The 16,219-nt window shown below is 49.6% G+C and carries 13 protein-coding genes; 3 read left to right on the top strand and 10 right to left on the bottom strand.

Annotated elements, in window-relative coordinates:
* Nucleotides 1–67: 67 nt before the first annotated feature.
* The 8 genes from DSZ37_RS10400 to yfmF all read right to left on the bottom strand — a co-directional run bounded on the left by DSZ37_RS10400 (nucleotide 68) and on the right by yfmF (nucleotide 10,603).
* Nucleotides 68–1,384, bottom strand: a complete 1,317-nt coding sequence (locus tag DSZ37_RS10400) for a protein kinase domain-containing protein (protein WP_109726845.1) — start codon at nucleotides 1,382–1,384, stop codon at nucleotides 68–70.
* Nucleotides 1,385–1,443: 59 nt separating this feature from the next.
* Complete coding sequence (locus DSZ37_RS10395; protein ID WP_109726844.1) at nucleotides 1,444–2,412, bottom strand: GDSL-type esterase/lipase family protein; 969 nt, start codon at nucleotides 2,410–2,412, stop codon at nucleotides 1,444–1,446.
* Between the two features lie 12 nt (nucleotides 2,413–2,424).
* Nucleotides 2,425–3,990 carry an MBOAT family O-acyltransferase gene (locus tag DSZ37_RS10390; protein WP_242978614.1) on the bottom strand — a complete coding sequence of 522 codons (1,566 nt, stop codon included), beginning with the start codon at nucleotides 3,988–3,990 and terminating at the stop codon, nucleotides 2,425–2,427.
* Between the two features lie 386 nt (nucleotides 3,991–4,376).
* Nucleotides 4,377–5,780, bottom strand: a complete 1,404-nt coding sequence (locus DSZ37_RS10385; protein WP_109726843.1) for a sodium-dependent transporter — start codon at nucleotides 5,778–5,780, stop codon at nucleotides 4,377–4,379.
* Between the two features lie 200 nt (nucleotides 5,781–5,980).
* A complete protein-coding gene (gene folD / locus DSZ37_RS10380) occupies nucleotides 5,981–6,838 on the bottom strand; it encodes a bifunctional methylenetetrahydrofolate dehydrogenase/methenyltetrahydrofolate cyclohydrolase FolD (protein WP_109726842.1) in 858 nt (285 codons plus the stop codon).
* Complete coding sequence (gene lgt, locus DSZ37_RS10375; RefSeq protein WP_109726841.1) at nucleotides 6,839–8,056, bottom strand: prolipoprotein diacylglyceryl transferase; 1,218 nt, start codon at nucleotides 8,054–8,056, stop codon at nucleotides 6,839–6,841.
* Nucleotides 8,057–8,060: 4 nt separating this feature from the next.
* Nucleotides 8,061–9,338 (bottom strand): EF-P 5-aminopentanol modification-associated protein YfmH, encoded by a 1,278-nt coding sequence (yfmH, locus tag DSZ37_RS10370; protein ID WP_109726840.1) that lies wholly within the window; start codon nucleotides 9,336–9,338, stop codon nucleotides 8,061–8,063.
* A complete protein-coding gene (gene yfmF / locus DSZ37_RS10365) occupies nucleotides 9,338–10,603 on the bottom strand; it encodes an EF-P 5-aminopentanol modification-associated protein YfmF (protein ID WP_109726839.1) in 1,266 nt (421 codons plus the stop codon). The genes yfmH and yfmF overlap by 1 nt, the downstream gene beginning before the upstream one ends.
* Nucleotides 10,604–11,050: 447 nt before the next feature.
* On the opposite strand from yfmF, the gene DSZ37_RS10360 reads away from it, so the two are divergent.
* From DSZ37_RS10360 to DSZ37_RS10350, 3 genes are all read left to right on the top strand, one after another.
* Nucleotides 11,051–12,031: an RING finger protein gene (locus DSZ37_RS10360; protein ID WP_109726838.1), complete on the top strand. Its 981-nt coding sequence runs from the start codon at nucleotides 11,051–11,053 to the stop codon at nucleotides 12,029–12,031.
* A 135-nt stretch (nucleotides 12,032–12,166) separates the two neighbouring features.
* A complete protein-coding gene (locus DSZ37_RS10355) occupies nucleotides 12,167–13,540 on the top strand; it encodes a GDSL-type esterase/lipase family protein (protein ID WP_109726837.1) in 1,374 nt (457 codons plus the stop codon).
* 61 nt (nucleotides 13,541–13,601) lie between these two features.
* Nucleotides 13,602–14,138: a hypothetical protein gene (locus tag DSZ37_RS10350; protein WP_109726836.1), complete on the top strand. Its 537-nt coding sequence runs from the start codon at nucleotides 13,602–13,604 to the stop codon at nucleotides 14,136–14,138.
* 118 nt (nucleotides 14,139–14,256) lie between these two features.
* On the opposite strand, the gene DSZ37_RS10345 is transcribed toward DSZ37_RS10350, so the two are convergent.
* Together DSZ37_RS10345 and tyrS are read right to left on the bottom strand one after the other, a co-directional pair.
* Nucleotides 14,257–14,820 carry a type IV pilin protein gene (locus DSZ37_RS10345; protein WP_109726835.1) on the bottom strand — a complete coding sequence of 188 codons (564 nt, stop codon included), beginning with the start codon at nucleotides 14,818–14,820 and terminating at the stop codon, nucleotides 14,257–14,259.
* 140 nt (nucleotides 14,821–14,960) lie between these two features.
* Nucleotides 14,961–16,178 carry a tyrosine--tRNA ligase gene (gene tyrS / locus DSZ37_RS10340; RefSeq protein WP_109726834.1) on the bottom strand — a complete coding sequence of 406 codons (1,218 nt, stop codon included), beginning with the start codon at nucleotides 16,176–16,178 and terminating at the stop codon, nucleotides 14,961–14,963.
* Between the last annotated feature and the right edge of the window lie 41 nt (nucleotides 16,179–16,219).

Genomic DNA, 16,219 nt, shown 5'->3' with positions numbered 1-16,219 from the left:
AACAAACACAATGCCCCTGAGCGTTACAAAAGCGCTCAGGGGCAAATTTTTTAGTTTCGGGAGCTTGTTATTCTACCGTGCCCTCGCTTCTGCCGATAGTGAGCACGAATCCCTTATTAATGGGCATAATGCCGTTGGGGTCAACGGTCTTTACCGTATTGTCGGGAAGCTTTACGCTCCATGTGTCCTGAGTCAGATTTCGGAGAGCGTGCTTGCTGGGGTCCTTCTTGTTGCGGACCACCTCGCCGATGACCTTGTGGAAGTCACCTTCGGTGTCGCCCGTCATGCCCTCATAGAGCTTTGCACCGCCGAATGCAGGAAGCTCAAAGCGCTTGAACTTTATGCTCTCCGTGCAGGTCAGCTGACCGCCGCAGTACATACAGTTCACTGAATACTTGGGAGCGATAAAGGTCTCCTTGCCGCAGTGAGGGCAGGGGACAGTCTCGCTTCTCAGCTTCACGAATGCGTCCAGCCATGTGAGCTCGATAACGCGGTCGTAGGGCGGCTTTACGGAGCTCTTGCCGAAGGACTGTATAAACAGGTCGCGGATATAGTCGGGATATATCTTCCAGAAGCGGAGAGTGTTGGTGTTCAGTTGATTATTTGCGGCATTTCTATCGTCCTCGGGATCGAGAACAAAAACAGGGTCGCTGCCGTAGAACTTCTTCTCCAGTTCGGGAGTCATACATGGTGGAGTTGAATACTTGCCCTCGAGAGGGTGCTCGATAAAGAGCATACGGAACAGTATTACCGCCAGTGAGAAACGGTCTGATCGCTTGTCGGGAGCGCCGCCGAGAACTACCTCGGGCGCCATATAACGCTGCTTGCCTGCGATGCCGAAGTTGACTCCACGCTCTGAAACATTGTCATTGTCGCAGATGAGAACATCTCCGTTCTGAGGGTTTATAAAGAAGTTTCCGTTATTCAGGTCCTGATAGCTGTATCCGTCATTGTGGAGAGCGCGGAAGCCCTCGATGATATTGATAGCGGCATTGCATCTTGCTGTGATATTTGCGAAGCTTGCCTTCATGCGGCGAGTCTTGGGGTCCCAGAGGAGAAAGCGTGTCAGCTCCTCAAAGCCCTTGGGACGAAGTGGCATGATATAGCCGAAGCTGCCGTCTATCCAGTCGGAGAGCTCCTCAGGCCAGAGAAAGTTCTTGGTGGGAGCGCCCTTCTTGATGTTAGCCTTGAGATTTTCGTAGAATTCCTGTGGGTTCTTCATTTTGTCGATTGTGGACTTATGGTACCATTTCAGCGCCATTTCCTTTCCGCCGCATTCAACTCTGTAGACATTTCCCTGTCCGCCTCCGCCGAGGAATTCGAGTATAGTGAATGTGGAATTATAGACAGTCCTGCCCTTGTAGCCCGGTTTTAATTCTGCCATAAATGTACTCCTTTCATAGTCCCTATATGAGCACAGGCGGAAATTTCCGCCTGATACTGTCACTGATTTGAGAATTCTTCATTCTGCGGACGTCCCTGAGTTGCAGCCTCGGTCTCCGCAGGCTCTGATGTAAATGTTTCAGGTTCTGCTGCCTGAGCATTTTCAGCGGGTGCAGTCTCGGCAGGCTGTCCCTGAGAAACCGTGTTAGCGCAGAGCCATTCGCACCATGTTGTGTAATACTTACCCAGAACGTGGATACCGTCGTTGGTGTAGTCCGGGGTAAGCGCGCCTGTTTCGTCGTCGAAAACGCTGTTGATGTCGATATAGAAGATATGTACTCCGTCTGCCATGTCACGCATATGGGCGTTGAGCATATCTATCCTCTCGTTTGAGATGAGGGAGGTCTGTGCAGCGGTGGTCACATGGAGGTTAGCCTCGATATAAACGATAGCATTTGGCTGTACCTCGCGGATGCCGTCGATGAGCTTTCTGTAAGCAGAAGCGGTATACTCGATATCGTTGCCGACCTCGTTGATGCCCAGCATAACGTATATCTTTCCGTACTGCTTGGCGTTGAGGGCACCCCATACGGTGCTGCCGCCGATGGTGGTCTCGTTTATCTTGTAAGCCGAAAGACCGATATCGCAGTAGTAATCTGCGTTCTTGAGTGTACCGTAGTCTCTGAGACCTACTGTACGGGAGTCGCCGATAAACAGGGCGTCGTCAAAGTATTCGGGACCGCTCTGTGCGAAGTTTCCATTTGAGGACTCAGGAGCGGAGGTGGCTGCCTCTGTTGCGTCGGCAGGAGCAGTCTCACCCTCGGAAGTGGGCTGAGTCTCACCGGCTGCTTCGGTAGAATCGGGCTTGTCCGTATCAGCTGTCTGAGTGTTGACAACAGGAGCCTTTACAGCAGCCTTTTGCTGCTTGATATCGCTGTTTTTCCATATCTGTTTGAATATTATCGGTGAAGCGACACAGCAGGTAAGCAGCAGTATCAACGTATATATGCCTTTTTGAAAATTATTCACGCTTTTCTCTCCTTAGAATCTGAAATACATGAAGGGGTCGTCCATTCCTCTGTACATACAGTAAACGGAAGCCCAGAATACCAGCAGAAGCACAGCTGCGGTCAGGATGGAGTTTTTCATCTTTTTGTAGATCGCTTCGGGTATCCTTGTGGAGAAGATCAGTCCTGCCACAAAGTACTTCCAGTACTTGTGCCAGTAATGAACGTAGTCATTGTCCATTACATATGCTGCCTTTTTGTGCAGGAATGGGATAAGAGTTCTGAAGTATACTCCCAGTTCGTGGAAGTCGGTAACTGCAAAGAGGAGCCATGTCAGCGGGATTATTAATATCATATAGGCGTGACCGACTATCTTGTGCTTGTTGAAGAACTTGCCTGTCCAGTACTTTTCCGACATGATTATGGCGAACAGCACCAGTCCCCAGAGGACGAAGTTCCAGCTTGCGCCGTGCCAGAGACCTGTGAACAGCCATACCACAAGGGTATTGAAGAACAGTCTCTGCGGACCCTTTCTGTTGCCGCCCAGAGGGATATACACATAGTCCTTGAACCATGTACCCAGTGTCATATGCCAGCGTCGCCAGAATTCTGTCATGGTGACTGACATATAGGGGTGATCGAAGTTCCTCGGGAGGTCAAATCCCATTATCTTGCCGAGGCCGATCGCCATAAGGGAGTAGCCGCAGAAGTCGAAGTAGAGCTGGAAGGAATAAGCGATTATGCCAAGCCATGCCAGCGGAGACGATATGCTGTCGAAGCCTACCATGGAAATATCGCTCCACAGTCCGCCCACCTGATTGGCGATGAGCACCTTATATCCAAGACCGATAGTAAAGGTCTTGAGACCGTCCTCAACTTTTGCGAGGGTGTGCTTACGGTTTTTGAGTTCCTTTGCAACGTGATCGAAGGTAACGATAGGACCTGCGATGAGCTGCGGGAACATACTGATGTATGCGCCGTAGTTTATGAAGTTCTTTTCAGCCTGCGCCTTCCCTCTGTAAACATCGGCTATGTAGGAGACATTCTGGAAGGTGTAGAAGCTGATACCGATGGGGAGTATGATATTCTTTACGGTAAGGCTCTGGTGGAAGATGGCGTTGATGTTCTCGGCACCGAAGGTCCAGTACTTGAAGAAAATGAGCCACCAGAAGTTAAAGGCAACGCCGAAAAAGAGCCAGAGCTTCTTGGCGTGTCTGCTGTTTTCGATGAACTGACCCACTATGAAGTTGAGCAGATTTGTCAGCAGGAAAAGTGCAACGTAAACGGGCTTTCCCACGCCGAAGCTGTAGAATATGGTGCTTCCCGTAAAGATAACGAGGTTCTGATATTGCAGACGTGAGGATGAATACGAGATCATCAGCAGTATACCCGCGGTAACAATGAATATCAGAACGGGGATGGGCTTTACATAGTGGAGTATGTGGAACAGGTAATAACCTGCGGCTGCGGCAGCGATGACGACAACTACGCAGCGGAACCGCTTTTCATTGGCTGTGTTGGATTCGTACAGCACCCATATCACAGTGGCTAAATATATCAGTATGGGGAGCGGTCTCAGGAGCCCCATAACGTAAAACATGACTATACCGACGATAAGGCTGGATACTAATAATACAGCGTTTCGGTATTTTTTTTCAGATGCCGAATAGGCTAACAAAAAAACAGGCAGGAAAATGAAAATAAATTTCAAGCTGCTGAAAACCAATTATACCACCCTTTAGTTATATCTTTTGTTCTTTTATATGTGATTTGATAAATAAGTATAATCTGCGGAAAATAGCATTATTTAAACTCATACATTATTATTTTACACGTTTGTTTTTTAATTGTCAATAGGTTTGGAATAATGTAGCAATTTGCAGTAAAACGTAATAAACCGAGTTGAATTTTCTGCATTTTCCGACAAAGGGGAATAGCAGTTCAATGACAAAAAATCCCCCGAACAGAATGCTCGGGGGACAGGTATCATATCTTGGTAACAAAGGGTGTTATGAGTATCATTATCATGCAAACGGGGCAGATGAACTTTATCATAACATTGTAGAGGAGCTTTGAGCGGAACGTCTTCTCGCCCAGCATTACCTCCTCCTCTACATACTTGGTCTTTACGGCATAGCCGATGAGTATGCAGGTGAGGAATGCCAGTATAGGCATCATTATGTTGTTGGTGGTGAAGTCAAAGAGGTCCAGTATCTGCATACCGAACAGCTTGAACTCGGACCATACGCTGAATCCCAGAACTGACAGCATACCCAGAATGAGGGTCATTATGATGACAGCGATACAGCTCTTTGATCTGCTGAGCCCGAATTTCTCCATTACTACCGCGACAACTGTCTCCATAAGGGAGATGGACGAGGTAAGTGCGGCAAGGGAAACCAGAATGAAGAATGCGGTACCGATGATCTGACCCGCAGGCATAGCTGCGAAGACCTTGGGGAGAGTGATGAACATGAGTCCGGGACCTGCGTTCAGCGCGTCCTTATCTCCGCCGGAGAATGCGAATACCGCAGGGACGATTATCATTCCTGCAAGGAATGCCACCAGAGTGTCGAATACCTCTATCTGACGGACAGAGCTCTCAAGAGAGTCCTCCTTTCGCATATATGAGCCGTAGGTTACCATGATCCCCATTGCCAGCGACATTGAGTAGAACAGCTGTCCGCAGGCAGCGGCTATGGTGCGAAGGAACTTGGATACGGTAAAGCCTTTCAGGTCGGGGAGCAGATAGTACTTCAGACCTTCACCTGCACCGTCAAGGGTGAGGGTGTAGACTGCAATGCCGATTATGAGCACCAGCAGTACGGGCATAAGGAACTTGCTTACCTTTTCGATGCCCTTTTCAACTCCGAAGAAAACGACCAGAGCAGTCAGGAGCACATATATAACGAAGAACGTGGTGGGCTCACCGAGAAGTCCGATGAAGTGCTCGAAGAAGGTGAGATTTGTCTCGGGGTCTGATGTGGCGTATGAAGCTACGGAAGCCTCCTTGCCGCCGCCTGTCATAAAGACGGTCATGTATTTAAGTACCCAGCCGCCGATAACGCAGTAATAGGGGAGTATCAGTGCAGGTATGGCAGCAGCCAGAACACCCAGCAGCGAGAAGCGCTTATCCACTGCTTTATAGGCGCCGATAACGCTCTTGCCTGTTCTTCTGCCTATTGCAATTTCGGTGAGCATAAGTGCAAATCCGAAGGTTATGGCGAATATAAGGTAGACCAGCAGGAATACTCCTCCGCCGTATTTAGCGGCAAGGTATGGGAAACGCCAGATGTTGCCCAGTCCTACCGCGGAGCCTGCCGCAGCAAGTACAAATCCGATCTTTGAACCGAAGCCTCCTCTTGATGAGGCGGTCTTTTCTTTTTCCATTGTTAATACAGTCCTTTCGAGTGTCTTTTCATGATGCAATACATAAACATTATATCACTGTGCGGAAAAATAATCAATATGTATTTTTGTGCTGAAAAAGCATTTAAATACATACTTTTCATGATCAGCGGTCAGCGTTTTCTATAAAAAAGGAACGACGCTCCGCCGTTCCTTTTTGATCAATATTCATCATGCACTGATCACTCAATGCCTGCCTGCTGCTTTGCAGCTGTGAGAGTGTTCTTCATAAGCATTGCGATAGTCATGGGACCTACGCCGCCGGGAACAGGAGTGATGAATGAAGCCTTCTTCTCAGCGGACTCAAACTCAACGTCGCCGCAGAGCTTGCCGTTTTCAAGACGGTTCATGCCAACGTCGATGACAACAGCGCCCTCCTTTATCATGTCGCCTGTCACGAAGTTAGCGCGACCGATAGCTACAACGAGGATATCAGCGCCGAGACAGATCTCCTTGAGGTTCTTTGTCTTTGAGTGGCAGATGGTAACTGTTCCGTTCTTCTGGAGCAGGAGCATTGCCTGAGGCTTGCCCACGATGTTGCTTCTTCCGATAACAACGCACTGCTTGCCTGTTATGTCTGTGCCTGTGCTCTCGATAAGGCGCATAACGCCTGCGGGTGTGCAGGGGAGGAAGGAATATTCGCCGATCATGATCTTGCCAACGTTGATAGGGTGAAATGCATCAACGTCCTTGTCGGGGGAGATAGCGTTGATAACTGCCTTCTCGTCGATATGCTTGGGCAGAGGAAGCTGTACAAGGATGCCGTTTACCCTGTCGTCGCGGTTGAGAACGTTTACCAGATCGAGAAGCTGCTCCTGAGTTGTGGACTCGTCAAGAGCGTACTCAAATGACTGGAAGCCTACTGCTTCGCAAGCCTTTTTCTTGTTGTTAACATAAACTCTTGAAGCAGGATCGCTGCCTACGATAACTACCGCAAGTCCTACCTTGAGACCCTTTTCGTCCCTGAGTTTAGCTGTTTCCTCTGCGACCTCAGCCTTTACTGCTGCTGAGACTGCCTTTCCATCGATTAACTGTGCCATTTATTTATCCTCCTTATCATCATCGGACTCATCGTCCTCTGTATCATCGTCTTCTTCATCATCGTCGTCCGAGTCGTCATCATCTTCGTCATCTTCGTCTTTGACGAGTACGGGCTCGTCGTCATCATCATCATCGTCGTCATCATCGTCTCCGAGGATAGAGCTTTCAAGCTCGTCCTCATCGAAGTCATCGTCATCGTCGTTGAAGATGTCGAGATCATCGTCGTCCTCACTGTCTCCGCCTGCCTTGGCGTCCTCCTTGGAGAGACCCATGCGCTTTCTGCGGCTCTCCTCGATAAGTCTGTGGGACTCCTCTGTATTTGCATAGAGCACGAAGCTCTCGGGATCGCGCTTTCTTCTGATGAAGAATACTATCTGGAGTATCACGGAAGCTACGAAGATCACAGCTGCAAGTGCCTGTGATATGCGGATATTTCCAAGCATAAGGCTGTCTGTGCGGATACCCTCAACGAGGAAGCGCTCAGCGCCGTACCATGTGAGATACATGAGGAATATCTGTCCGTCGTACTTTCTGCGCTTTGACCAGAATGCCAGTATTACAAATCCCAGCAGACACCAGATCGACTCATAGAGGAAGCAGGGGTGAACAGGCTTTTCCCACAGCATTTCAAGACCGTTCTTGTACATATCTCCGTCCATGCTCATACCGTCAGCGATAGTGCGCTGGATAGTGCCGCCTGTCATGCCGAGGAATGAGTCGGTATTAGTGCCGAAAGCCTCCTGATTTACGAAATTGCCCCAGCGTCCGATGCCCTGACCGATAAGGAAGCCCAGCGAGACAACATCAAGCATTGGCAGGGCTTTGACCTTGCGTATGCGGGCTATGATGTAGCCGATAAGTATTCCGCCTATTATTCCGCCGAAAATGGCGAGTCCGCCGTTTCGGGTGTTGATTATGGCTTTCCAGTCCCATTTGTATTCGTCCCAGCGCATGAGCACATAGTATATCCTCGCGCCGACGATACCGCCGATGACGCCGCCTATGATAACATCTATGGCTCTGTCGGCGTCAAGTCCGAAGCGTTTCATTCTGGGGAGCACATAAATAAGTGCGAGTATCAGTCCTATGGTGATTATGATGCCGTACCACTGTATCTGGAAGCCGAATACGGTGAATGCGGTGGGATCAATGTGGAATTTCCACCCCAGTTCGGGAAATTGTATTTCGTGTGTTTCTAAGAATGTGGTTTCGTTCATGGGGTTATGCCTCCTTTTCTATTATCGACAGTACGGACCTGTCGGGGCGCATTTCTCTGCGCATATAATCTATCACATCGGCGCAGGTAAGGTCTGAGAGGACCTCTATCGCGTCGTAGGGACCTGTTCCGTCCATGTGGGCACTGAGCATAAGATTGGATACGGCTTCAACATTGTTGAGCCCGCGTATCATGGCGCCGTAGGCGGTCTTTTTTATCCTCTGGAAGTCCTTCTCCCTGATGCCTTCGGTGATGAGTCTGTCTATCTCGGCGATGAGGGCTTCTCTGACCTCATGGGGACGGTCTGACTCTCCCGAGAAGAACACAGTGAAGTAGTCGCTTCCGTAGAAGACCTCGCCGTCAAAGGTGGAGTTGATGGTCTCCTCATTCAGCAGTCTCTCGCACATGGGGAGAGCAGGGTCTGTGAGCAGAGCCGCGGCAGTTGAAGCGGCGGCTACGTCCTTCAGTCTCTGTGCGCCCTCACTGGGAGTGCATTTGTAGCCCAGCTGGAAGATGGAAGCACCGATGGGAAGCTTCTCAGTCACTTCCGAGGTGACTATTTCGGCAGGCTCCTCGGGAAACACGGTCTCAAGACCCTTGTCCGCACTGGGCTTCAGGCATTGGTCGCATATCTCCAGCACCTTGTCGGCACTGATGTTGCCTGCGATGGATAGCACCATGTTGTTGAGATTGTAGAATGCGTCATAGCACTTGTAGAGCAGGTCGGCGTCTATCTGTGCAATGCTTTCGACTGTGCCTGCAATGTCGATCTTTATGGGGTGAGCGTGATACATCCCCCTGAGCATATTGAAGAATACGCGCCATTCGGGGTTATCGTTGGTCATTTTTATCTCCTGACCGATTATGCCCATCTCCTTGTCCACGTTCTCCTTGGTGAAGTAGGGCTTCTGGACGAAATCAAGGAGTATTTTCAGGTTCTCCTCATAGTTCTTGGAGCAGCTGAAAAGGTAGCAGGTCTTGTCGAAAGAGGTAAAGGCGTTGCATGATGCGCCTGTTCTTGCGTAGAGCTCAAAGACTCCGCAGTCCTCGTTCTCAAAGAGCTTGTGCTCGAGGAAATGTGCTATGCCCTCGGGGACTGTGGTGTAGTCACTGTCGGCGGCATTCTTGAATATATTGTTCACAGAGCCGTACTTGGTGCCGATGAGAGCTTCTATGCTGCTGAAGCCGTTCATCTCGCAGATGTAGACGTCAAGACCGCTGCTGTGCTTGACGTGGATACAGCTGTCGCCTGTACGGGAGCTGGTGAGAATTTCCTTCTCCATTATCCCTGCACCTCCTTGTTGAGCATAAGGTAAATGCTGTCGGGCTTCAGTGAATTTGCAGCCTCAACTATGCGCTCACGGGTGACCTCGGTAAATCTTCGGAAATGCTCCTCGGGAGAAATGATATCACCGTCGCAGAAGCAGTCGAAGTACCAGCTGATATAGGACGAGGGAGTGTCGCCTATCTGGAGCACTGCATTGTCCAGCGCCATGAGGGAGCCCTCCATTTCCATATCCGTGATATTGCCCTGTCTTATCTCATTCAGCTGAGCCTTTATCTCAGCCTCAGCCTTTTCGATATTGCTTCGCTCCACGCCGCAGTCCACAAAGAACGCGCCCTTGACCGATACGGAATGACTTGCACAGTAGTAGCACAGGCTCATCTTCTCGCGGACGTTGAGAAAGAGCTTTGAGAACGGCATCTCGCCGTAGATAAGGCTCAGCATTTTCAAAGCGTAGATGTCATCCGAGTCGGTCTTGAATGCCATGACCGCCTTGCACTGATTGACGTCGAATTCCTCCGAAACAGTCTCCACCTCAGCCTTGAGAGGGCTGTGGTTCCGCATATTCACGGACTTTGGCTGGCGGTCTGAGCTGCCGAAGCTTGAGCGGAACATTTCCGCAAATGAGTCGTCCTCACGGGGAGTGACGTAATATATCTCTATCTGAGCTGTTTTCATAAGCTGACAGTATGCGCGGAAGGCGTCCCCGGGAGTTGCTGCAAGGGCGGCTTCTCTGCTGCCGTAGCCCGTACACTCCGCAGGCTCGCCTCTGTATGCAAGCTTTGCCGCCTGAGCAAGGGCATAGCTGCGCTTCTGATTGAGCTCACCGTCTATACGGTCGAGCAGGTCTTTCTTTGCTATGGCGAAGGAAGCCTCGTCAAAGGCGCCGTTTTCGGCATTGGGGCTGAAAAGGCAGTCCCTTATGAGCTCGCGCATCTCGCTGCCGATATCCTCTCCGTCAATAGCGTATCTGCTGTCCAGCCACGATGCCCTGATACTGAGTATCTGTGCATCGCCTTTTTTCCTTGCCGAAGAGCCAAGTCCTGCACCGTAGAGCTCCGAGAGCTTTTCGCTGAGAGCAGCGTAGCTTCTGTATCTGCTGCTGGAAGTGGTGAGTATACTTGTGGCAAGGGTGTTGACAGCGGCGGTATCATTACTGAGCTCCGTCAGAAAGAATACCGCGAGGGAACAGGTCTTGAATTTTTCGTCGATGATAGTGGAGAAACCGATATTATCGCCCAGTTCAGACCTTTTATATATCATCAGGATAACACTCCAATCATTTAAAGCTATACACCATATTAATGTCTGCTCAGCAACTAAAAATCGGCTTTATAAAGCTTTTTAAAGCCGATTTTTAGTTGTCAAAGTGCAAGAAAGAATGATGATATTGATAATTCTTTCTGCACTTTGTTTTGCCCTTCGGGGCAAAATGAGCTTGACATAAAGAAATGTGACGCGCAAATCCCTCATATCATAAAGGATTTGCGCTCCCCGAAGGTCGTTCGGGGCAATAACCGCCGGGCGGCGGTTATTGAGGATACATTATATTATAACACACTTGAAAATAAATTACCATAGTATTTTGAATTTTTTTCAAAAAAATACCCCCGTAAAAGGGTTATTGTGCCAAAATACTTGATTTTTTTACCGTGAAAGTGGTATAATGTAAAATAGGTAATTGTAAATAGTTGTCAAGGAGGCAAAAGAATGGATTATCTGGGAGAAAAATGCCCCATTTGCAATAAGGTCTTTACGGAAGATGATGATATAGTTGTTTGCCCCGATTGCGGTACGCCTCACCACAGAGAGTGCTATTTCGCTAACGGTAAATGTGCTCATGAGGAGTATCACTTCATAGGAAGAAAATGGGAGAAAAAGACGGCTGAGAAGCCAAAATACAAGATATGCCCTGTTTGCCGCTTCCCCAACGGCAGCAATGATATGAGCTGTCAGAGGTGCGGTACAGACCTCAGGAGCGTGGGGGCTGCGTCCGAGCAGGAACATATGAGAAATGAGAGCAGCGGAGAGCAGTGGAAGGACCCCTTTGCAGCTGCGGATAACGAGGAGCTCATCGACCCTATCAAATATCTGGGCTATGACCCCGATGACAGGATAGGTGATGCGACCGTCCGCGAGGCAAGCGATTTTGTGGGACCGAATACTATCTACTATCTGCCGAAGTTCAAGCGGCTCAGCGAGGACGGTGTGCGCCCCAGCTTCAACCTGCTGGGATTTATCTTCCCGTCGCTGTATTTCGCCAACAGAAGGATGTGGCTGTGGGCTGCGATAACTGTCGCCATAGGAGCCCTGCTCGAATTTCCCTCGGACCTGATGGTGATACTGAATGACGCTCCCTCGGACCTGCCTGCGGAGATGCTCTCTTTCCTTTCAAACCATGCGCGCAAGATAGAGCTGCTGGCGGACATATCGGTGGCACTGAACATCAGTGCGCGAGCGCTCTGCTGTTTCTTCTCGAACTGGCTGTATTACAGGTTCACAATGCGTTCCATAAAAAAGATAAAATCTCAGCACCGACCTGCGTCACATATAAAACAGGCAGGCGGTATCAGACCTCTCAATGCACTTCTCATAATGCTCATAAAGTACGGCGCAGGACTTATGCTTCTGGCTGCACTGTTCTTCTGCGTTGAGTTCGCGTTCACTTTTAATGAGGTCTACAATGTATAAACTGCCTCGGGCAGCAGAGTTCAGCTTTAAATGATCAAGGGATCATAGGGATATTAAAATTTTATCTGCCGCGCGTATAGGTGCGTATCGGCAGACAGCAGACGGAGAACGTCTGCCGGAAAAGGAGTTTTTATTATGAAAAGGCTGATGAAAAACACTGTGTCGGCTATCGCTTCTTGTGCTCTCGCCCTCTCGGCTGTCGGGAGCCTTGCAGCCTTCGCCGATGTAACGCCAAATCCCGTCATAAGCAGGGGCTGCCCTGCCTATTCGGGGGCAAATCCCGCAACGGCTTCTGCCGCCAACGATGAGCATTATTTCTCCTTCTGGACGGGTACTGCTCCCGATTACCTTGCCTATGACCTTTCGGGAGTTCCCGAAAAACAGAGAGAAAAGGTCATTGCCGTGTGGTACAATACCAGCGCCTATGACAAGATAGGTCCCTACGCCAATCAGAATATGGAGCCCACAGATTACACCATCGAGGTCAATGCCGCCGAGGGCGGAAAGTACCCCGAGGACGGCTGGAAGGTAGTTGAGACCGTAACGGATAACCTTCACGGCTCGCGTCAGCACGTTGTTGATATGAAGGGCTATAACTGGATAAGGCTCAACGTATCAAAGGCTGACGGAAAGACAGGGAGCAATGCACAGGTAAACTTCGATATACATAATGTCTCGGAGGGGATATCCGACAGCTGGATATTCTTTGGCGACTCCATCACCGCAGGCGGTATGAACAACTGCTACGGTACGGGCTTTGCCACATTCGTGAACCGTCTTGATAACAGGTTTTTCCCTGTTCAGGAGAACGGCGGAATAGGCGGCATAAAAAGCGAGGACGGCAGAAAGAATATCGACAGGTGGCTGGAGATCTGCCCTGCAAAATATGTCAGCATTGCCTATGGCACCAACGACGCATGGGGCAGTAATACTCCCTTTGAGACCTATTACGAGAACACAAAATACATGGTGGACGCCATCATTGCCAAGGGCAAGGTGCCCGTTCTGCCGACAATACCATTTTCCACAAATGCAGATGTTGCCAAGGACCTGAAAAAGTATAACGCTCAGATAGAGCGGCTTTACGAGGAGTACGGCGACAAGATAGTCAAGGGTCCGGACTTCTATGAGTATTTCAGCAAGCATACGGATCACCTTGCGGACGGAGTTCATCCCGATTCCGAGGGCTATGAGTCCATGAGAGAGCTCTGGGCAAAGACCATGTATGACAGGGTCTACTCGGTATCTGAGCCCGAGACCACCACCGCTCCCGTTCCCGAGGTAATGACCGTTGCGGGAGACGCAAATCTGGACGGTACAGTGGAGCTTGCAGATGCTATATTCGTCATGCAGTCGCTGGCTCAGCCCAATAAGTATGAGCTGAAGATACAGGGCAGGATAAATGCAGACGTTGACGGACAGAAGGACGGTGTGACAGCAAATGATGCGCTGACTATACAGCTGTATCTGCTTCACCGCATATCCGAGCTCCCATACAGACCGCAATAACACATCGGGCTGCCGTCAGGGGGAATTTGGGGCAGCTTCGGTAAAAAAACAGGGGGATAATATGAAGATCAGAGGCTATTGCTTATTTTTCGTGGCAGCTCTCTGCCTGCTGCTTTCAGGCTGCGGGCTGAAGGACTACCCTACATATACCTATCAGCTCAGCAATAAGTTGGGGGAGAGGTATCTCATCAATTACTGCGAACAGACAGGCTATCCAGACAACAGCACCAGAGTCAAGATATTCAAGGAGAAGGAGAAGATAGGGGACTACGACGGCGGAGCCTATACGGGCTGCGACTCCTATATCCCGTCTCAGATCATGCTCATCGCGTCAAAGGACAAGGTAGACTACTATTACATGAAGTCGCAGTTCGGCGAGTATATAATCGCAGACGGAGTCCTTGACGTGAAAATGAACTTCAACATGATAAGGATAGGAGTTCAGCCGAATGAGCTAAATGATATGGATAAGCGCTCCTATTCAAAGCTGGCAGCTGCCGTAAGGAACGCAGTGACCGCCGATGAAGCGAAGAAGCGTTTTTCCGCCTGCGGCTACAGCAGTGACAGCTTCATTACATTCTATAATTATAAGGACTGAAAAAAGCCCCGAGGCATTGCCCCGGGGCTTTATTGTTTTTATTATGAATTCCGACATTTTGCTTGATTATCCCTATATATGCTATCCCCGTACACAAAAGCATACGGGGACTGTGAGTTTAGTTGAAATCAGGATCCGTGTACGGCCAGAGCCTGTACATAGGAGTGTTGGTGGTGCCGTCGCCTACCCAGATCTCTACATCGATAGGATCGGGATCGCGGTAGCAGATGAACCAGCGGTTAAGCTTCTTGCCTGACTTTGATTTCTGGAACTTGATAGGTGTCTTGTCATGCCCCATAAAATCGTTCAAAGCATCCTGAAAAGCCTTTGCTTCGTTGTTGCCGCCGCTCCAAGTGGAACGATTGCCGCCGTTATTGTTGGCGCCGTCCTTTGAGCAGACTACAACAAGAGTGTATGTTTCATTCTGTCCTTCCGACTTAACTGTCACATTGTGTTTTGTGGTGTTGTGAGCACCGAAGGATTCCGCAGGTTCTTCACCGTCTGCAAGTATCTGCATTACACTGTCATGGATGCTTTTTGCACTGGATATATCAGCAGTTCTCTTGGAACGCTTTACATACCCCAGCATTGACGGAACGAGTATTGCTGCCAGAACGCCGATGATGGCGATGACAACGATGAGTTCTACCAGAGTGAAACCCTTTTTGAATGATTTTGCCATATAAATCCCCCCATAGTTTTATAGTGCAAAATGCGGATATTCTTTTCTTAATTATACGTCCCTTTACAGTTTTTGTCAATAGCAAATTCAAAAAAATTTCATACGCCTGTATAGTTATTTGCCTATATTACGTTCAGTAATTACTTGACCACTACCTTCTTGAACGCCTTCTTGCCCTTGCGGACTATTACATCGCCCTCAAGCTTTATCATTTCCTTGGGGTCGGTCTTTTTTACGTCGTTGACAGTTATACCGCCCTGCTGAACAAGTCTTCTTGCCTCTGAGATAGAGGGAGCAAGCTCTGCCTTTACCAGAAGTGTGAGGAGTCCCACAGCACCGTCTGTAAGGTCTGCGTAGTCGATCTCGGCTACGGGCATATTCTCATTTGAGCCGCTGCCGCCGAAGAGTGCCTTTGCAGCTGCCTTTGCCTTTTCTGCTTCTTCCTCGCCGTGTACCAGCTTTGTGAGCTCGTACGCGAGAAGCTCCTTGGCAGCGTTGAACTGAGCGCCCTCCATGGTCTTCTCCATTTCCTCGATCTGCTCAACGGGAACGAATGTGAGCATCTTCAGACACTTGATAACATCAGCGTCGTCCACGTTCCTCCAGTACTGGAAGAACTCGTAGGGAGTGGTCTTTTCGGGATCGAGCCATACTGCGCCTTTTTCGGTCTTGCCCATCTTCTTGCCCTCTGAGTTGAGGAGGAGAGTGATGGTCATAGCATATGCGTCCTTGCCCAGCTTGCGGCGGATAAGCTCTGTGCCGCCCAGCATATTTGCCCACTGGTCATCGCCGCCGAACTGCATATTGCAGCCGTACTTCTGGAAGAGCTCGAGGAAGTCGTAGCTCTGCATTATCATGTAGTTGAATTCGAGGAATGTGAGACCGCGCTCCATACGCTGCTTGTAGCACTCGTGAGAGAGCATACGGTTTACACTGAAGTGAGCTCCGACGTCGCGGAGAAGCTCAATGTAGTTCAGCTTCATGAGCCAGTCAGCGTTGTTGACGATGATAGCCTTGTCCTCGGAGAAGTCGATGAAGCGGCTCATCTGCTTCTTGAAGCAGTCAACGTTGTGCTGGATAGTTTCGGGAGTCATCATCTTTCTCATGTCGGTCTTGCCCGAGGGGTCACCGATCATGGCTGTACCGCCGCCGATGAGCACGATGGGCTTGTTGCCTGCCATCTGGAGACGCTTCATAAGGCAGAGTGCCATGAAGTGTCCGACATGGAGCGAGTCGGCAGTGGGGTCAAAGCCGATGTAGAAAGTAGCCTTGCCTGCGTTGACAAGCTCCTCTATCTCCTTTTCGTCTGTGAGCTGCGCGAGGAGACCTCTGCGCTTGAGTTCTTCAAAAGTAGTCATGGTTTATTTCTCCTTTATATTAATTGTTAAGATCAAACTTA

The organism is Ruminococcus flavefaciens (genome assembly GCF_900116855.1).
In the GTDB taxonomy this organism is placed as follows: domain Bacteria; phylum Bacillota; class Clostridia; order Oscillospirales; family Ruminococcaceae; genus Ruminococcus; species Ruminococcus flavefaciens_R.
This window is presented reverse-complemented; position numbering and strand designations above follow the sequence as displayed.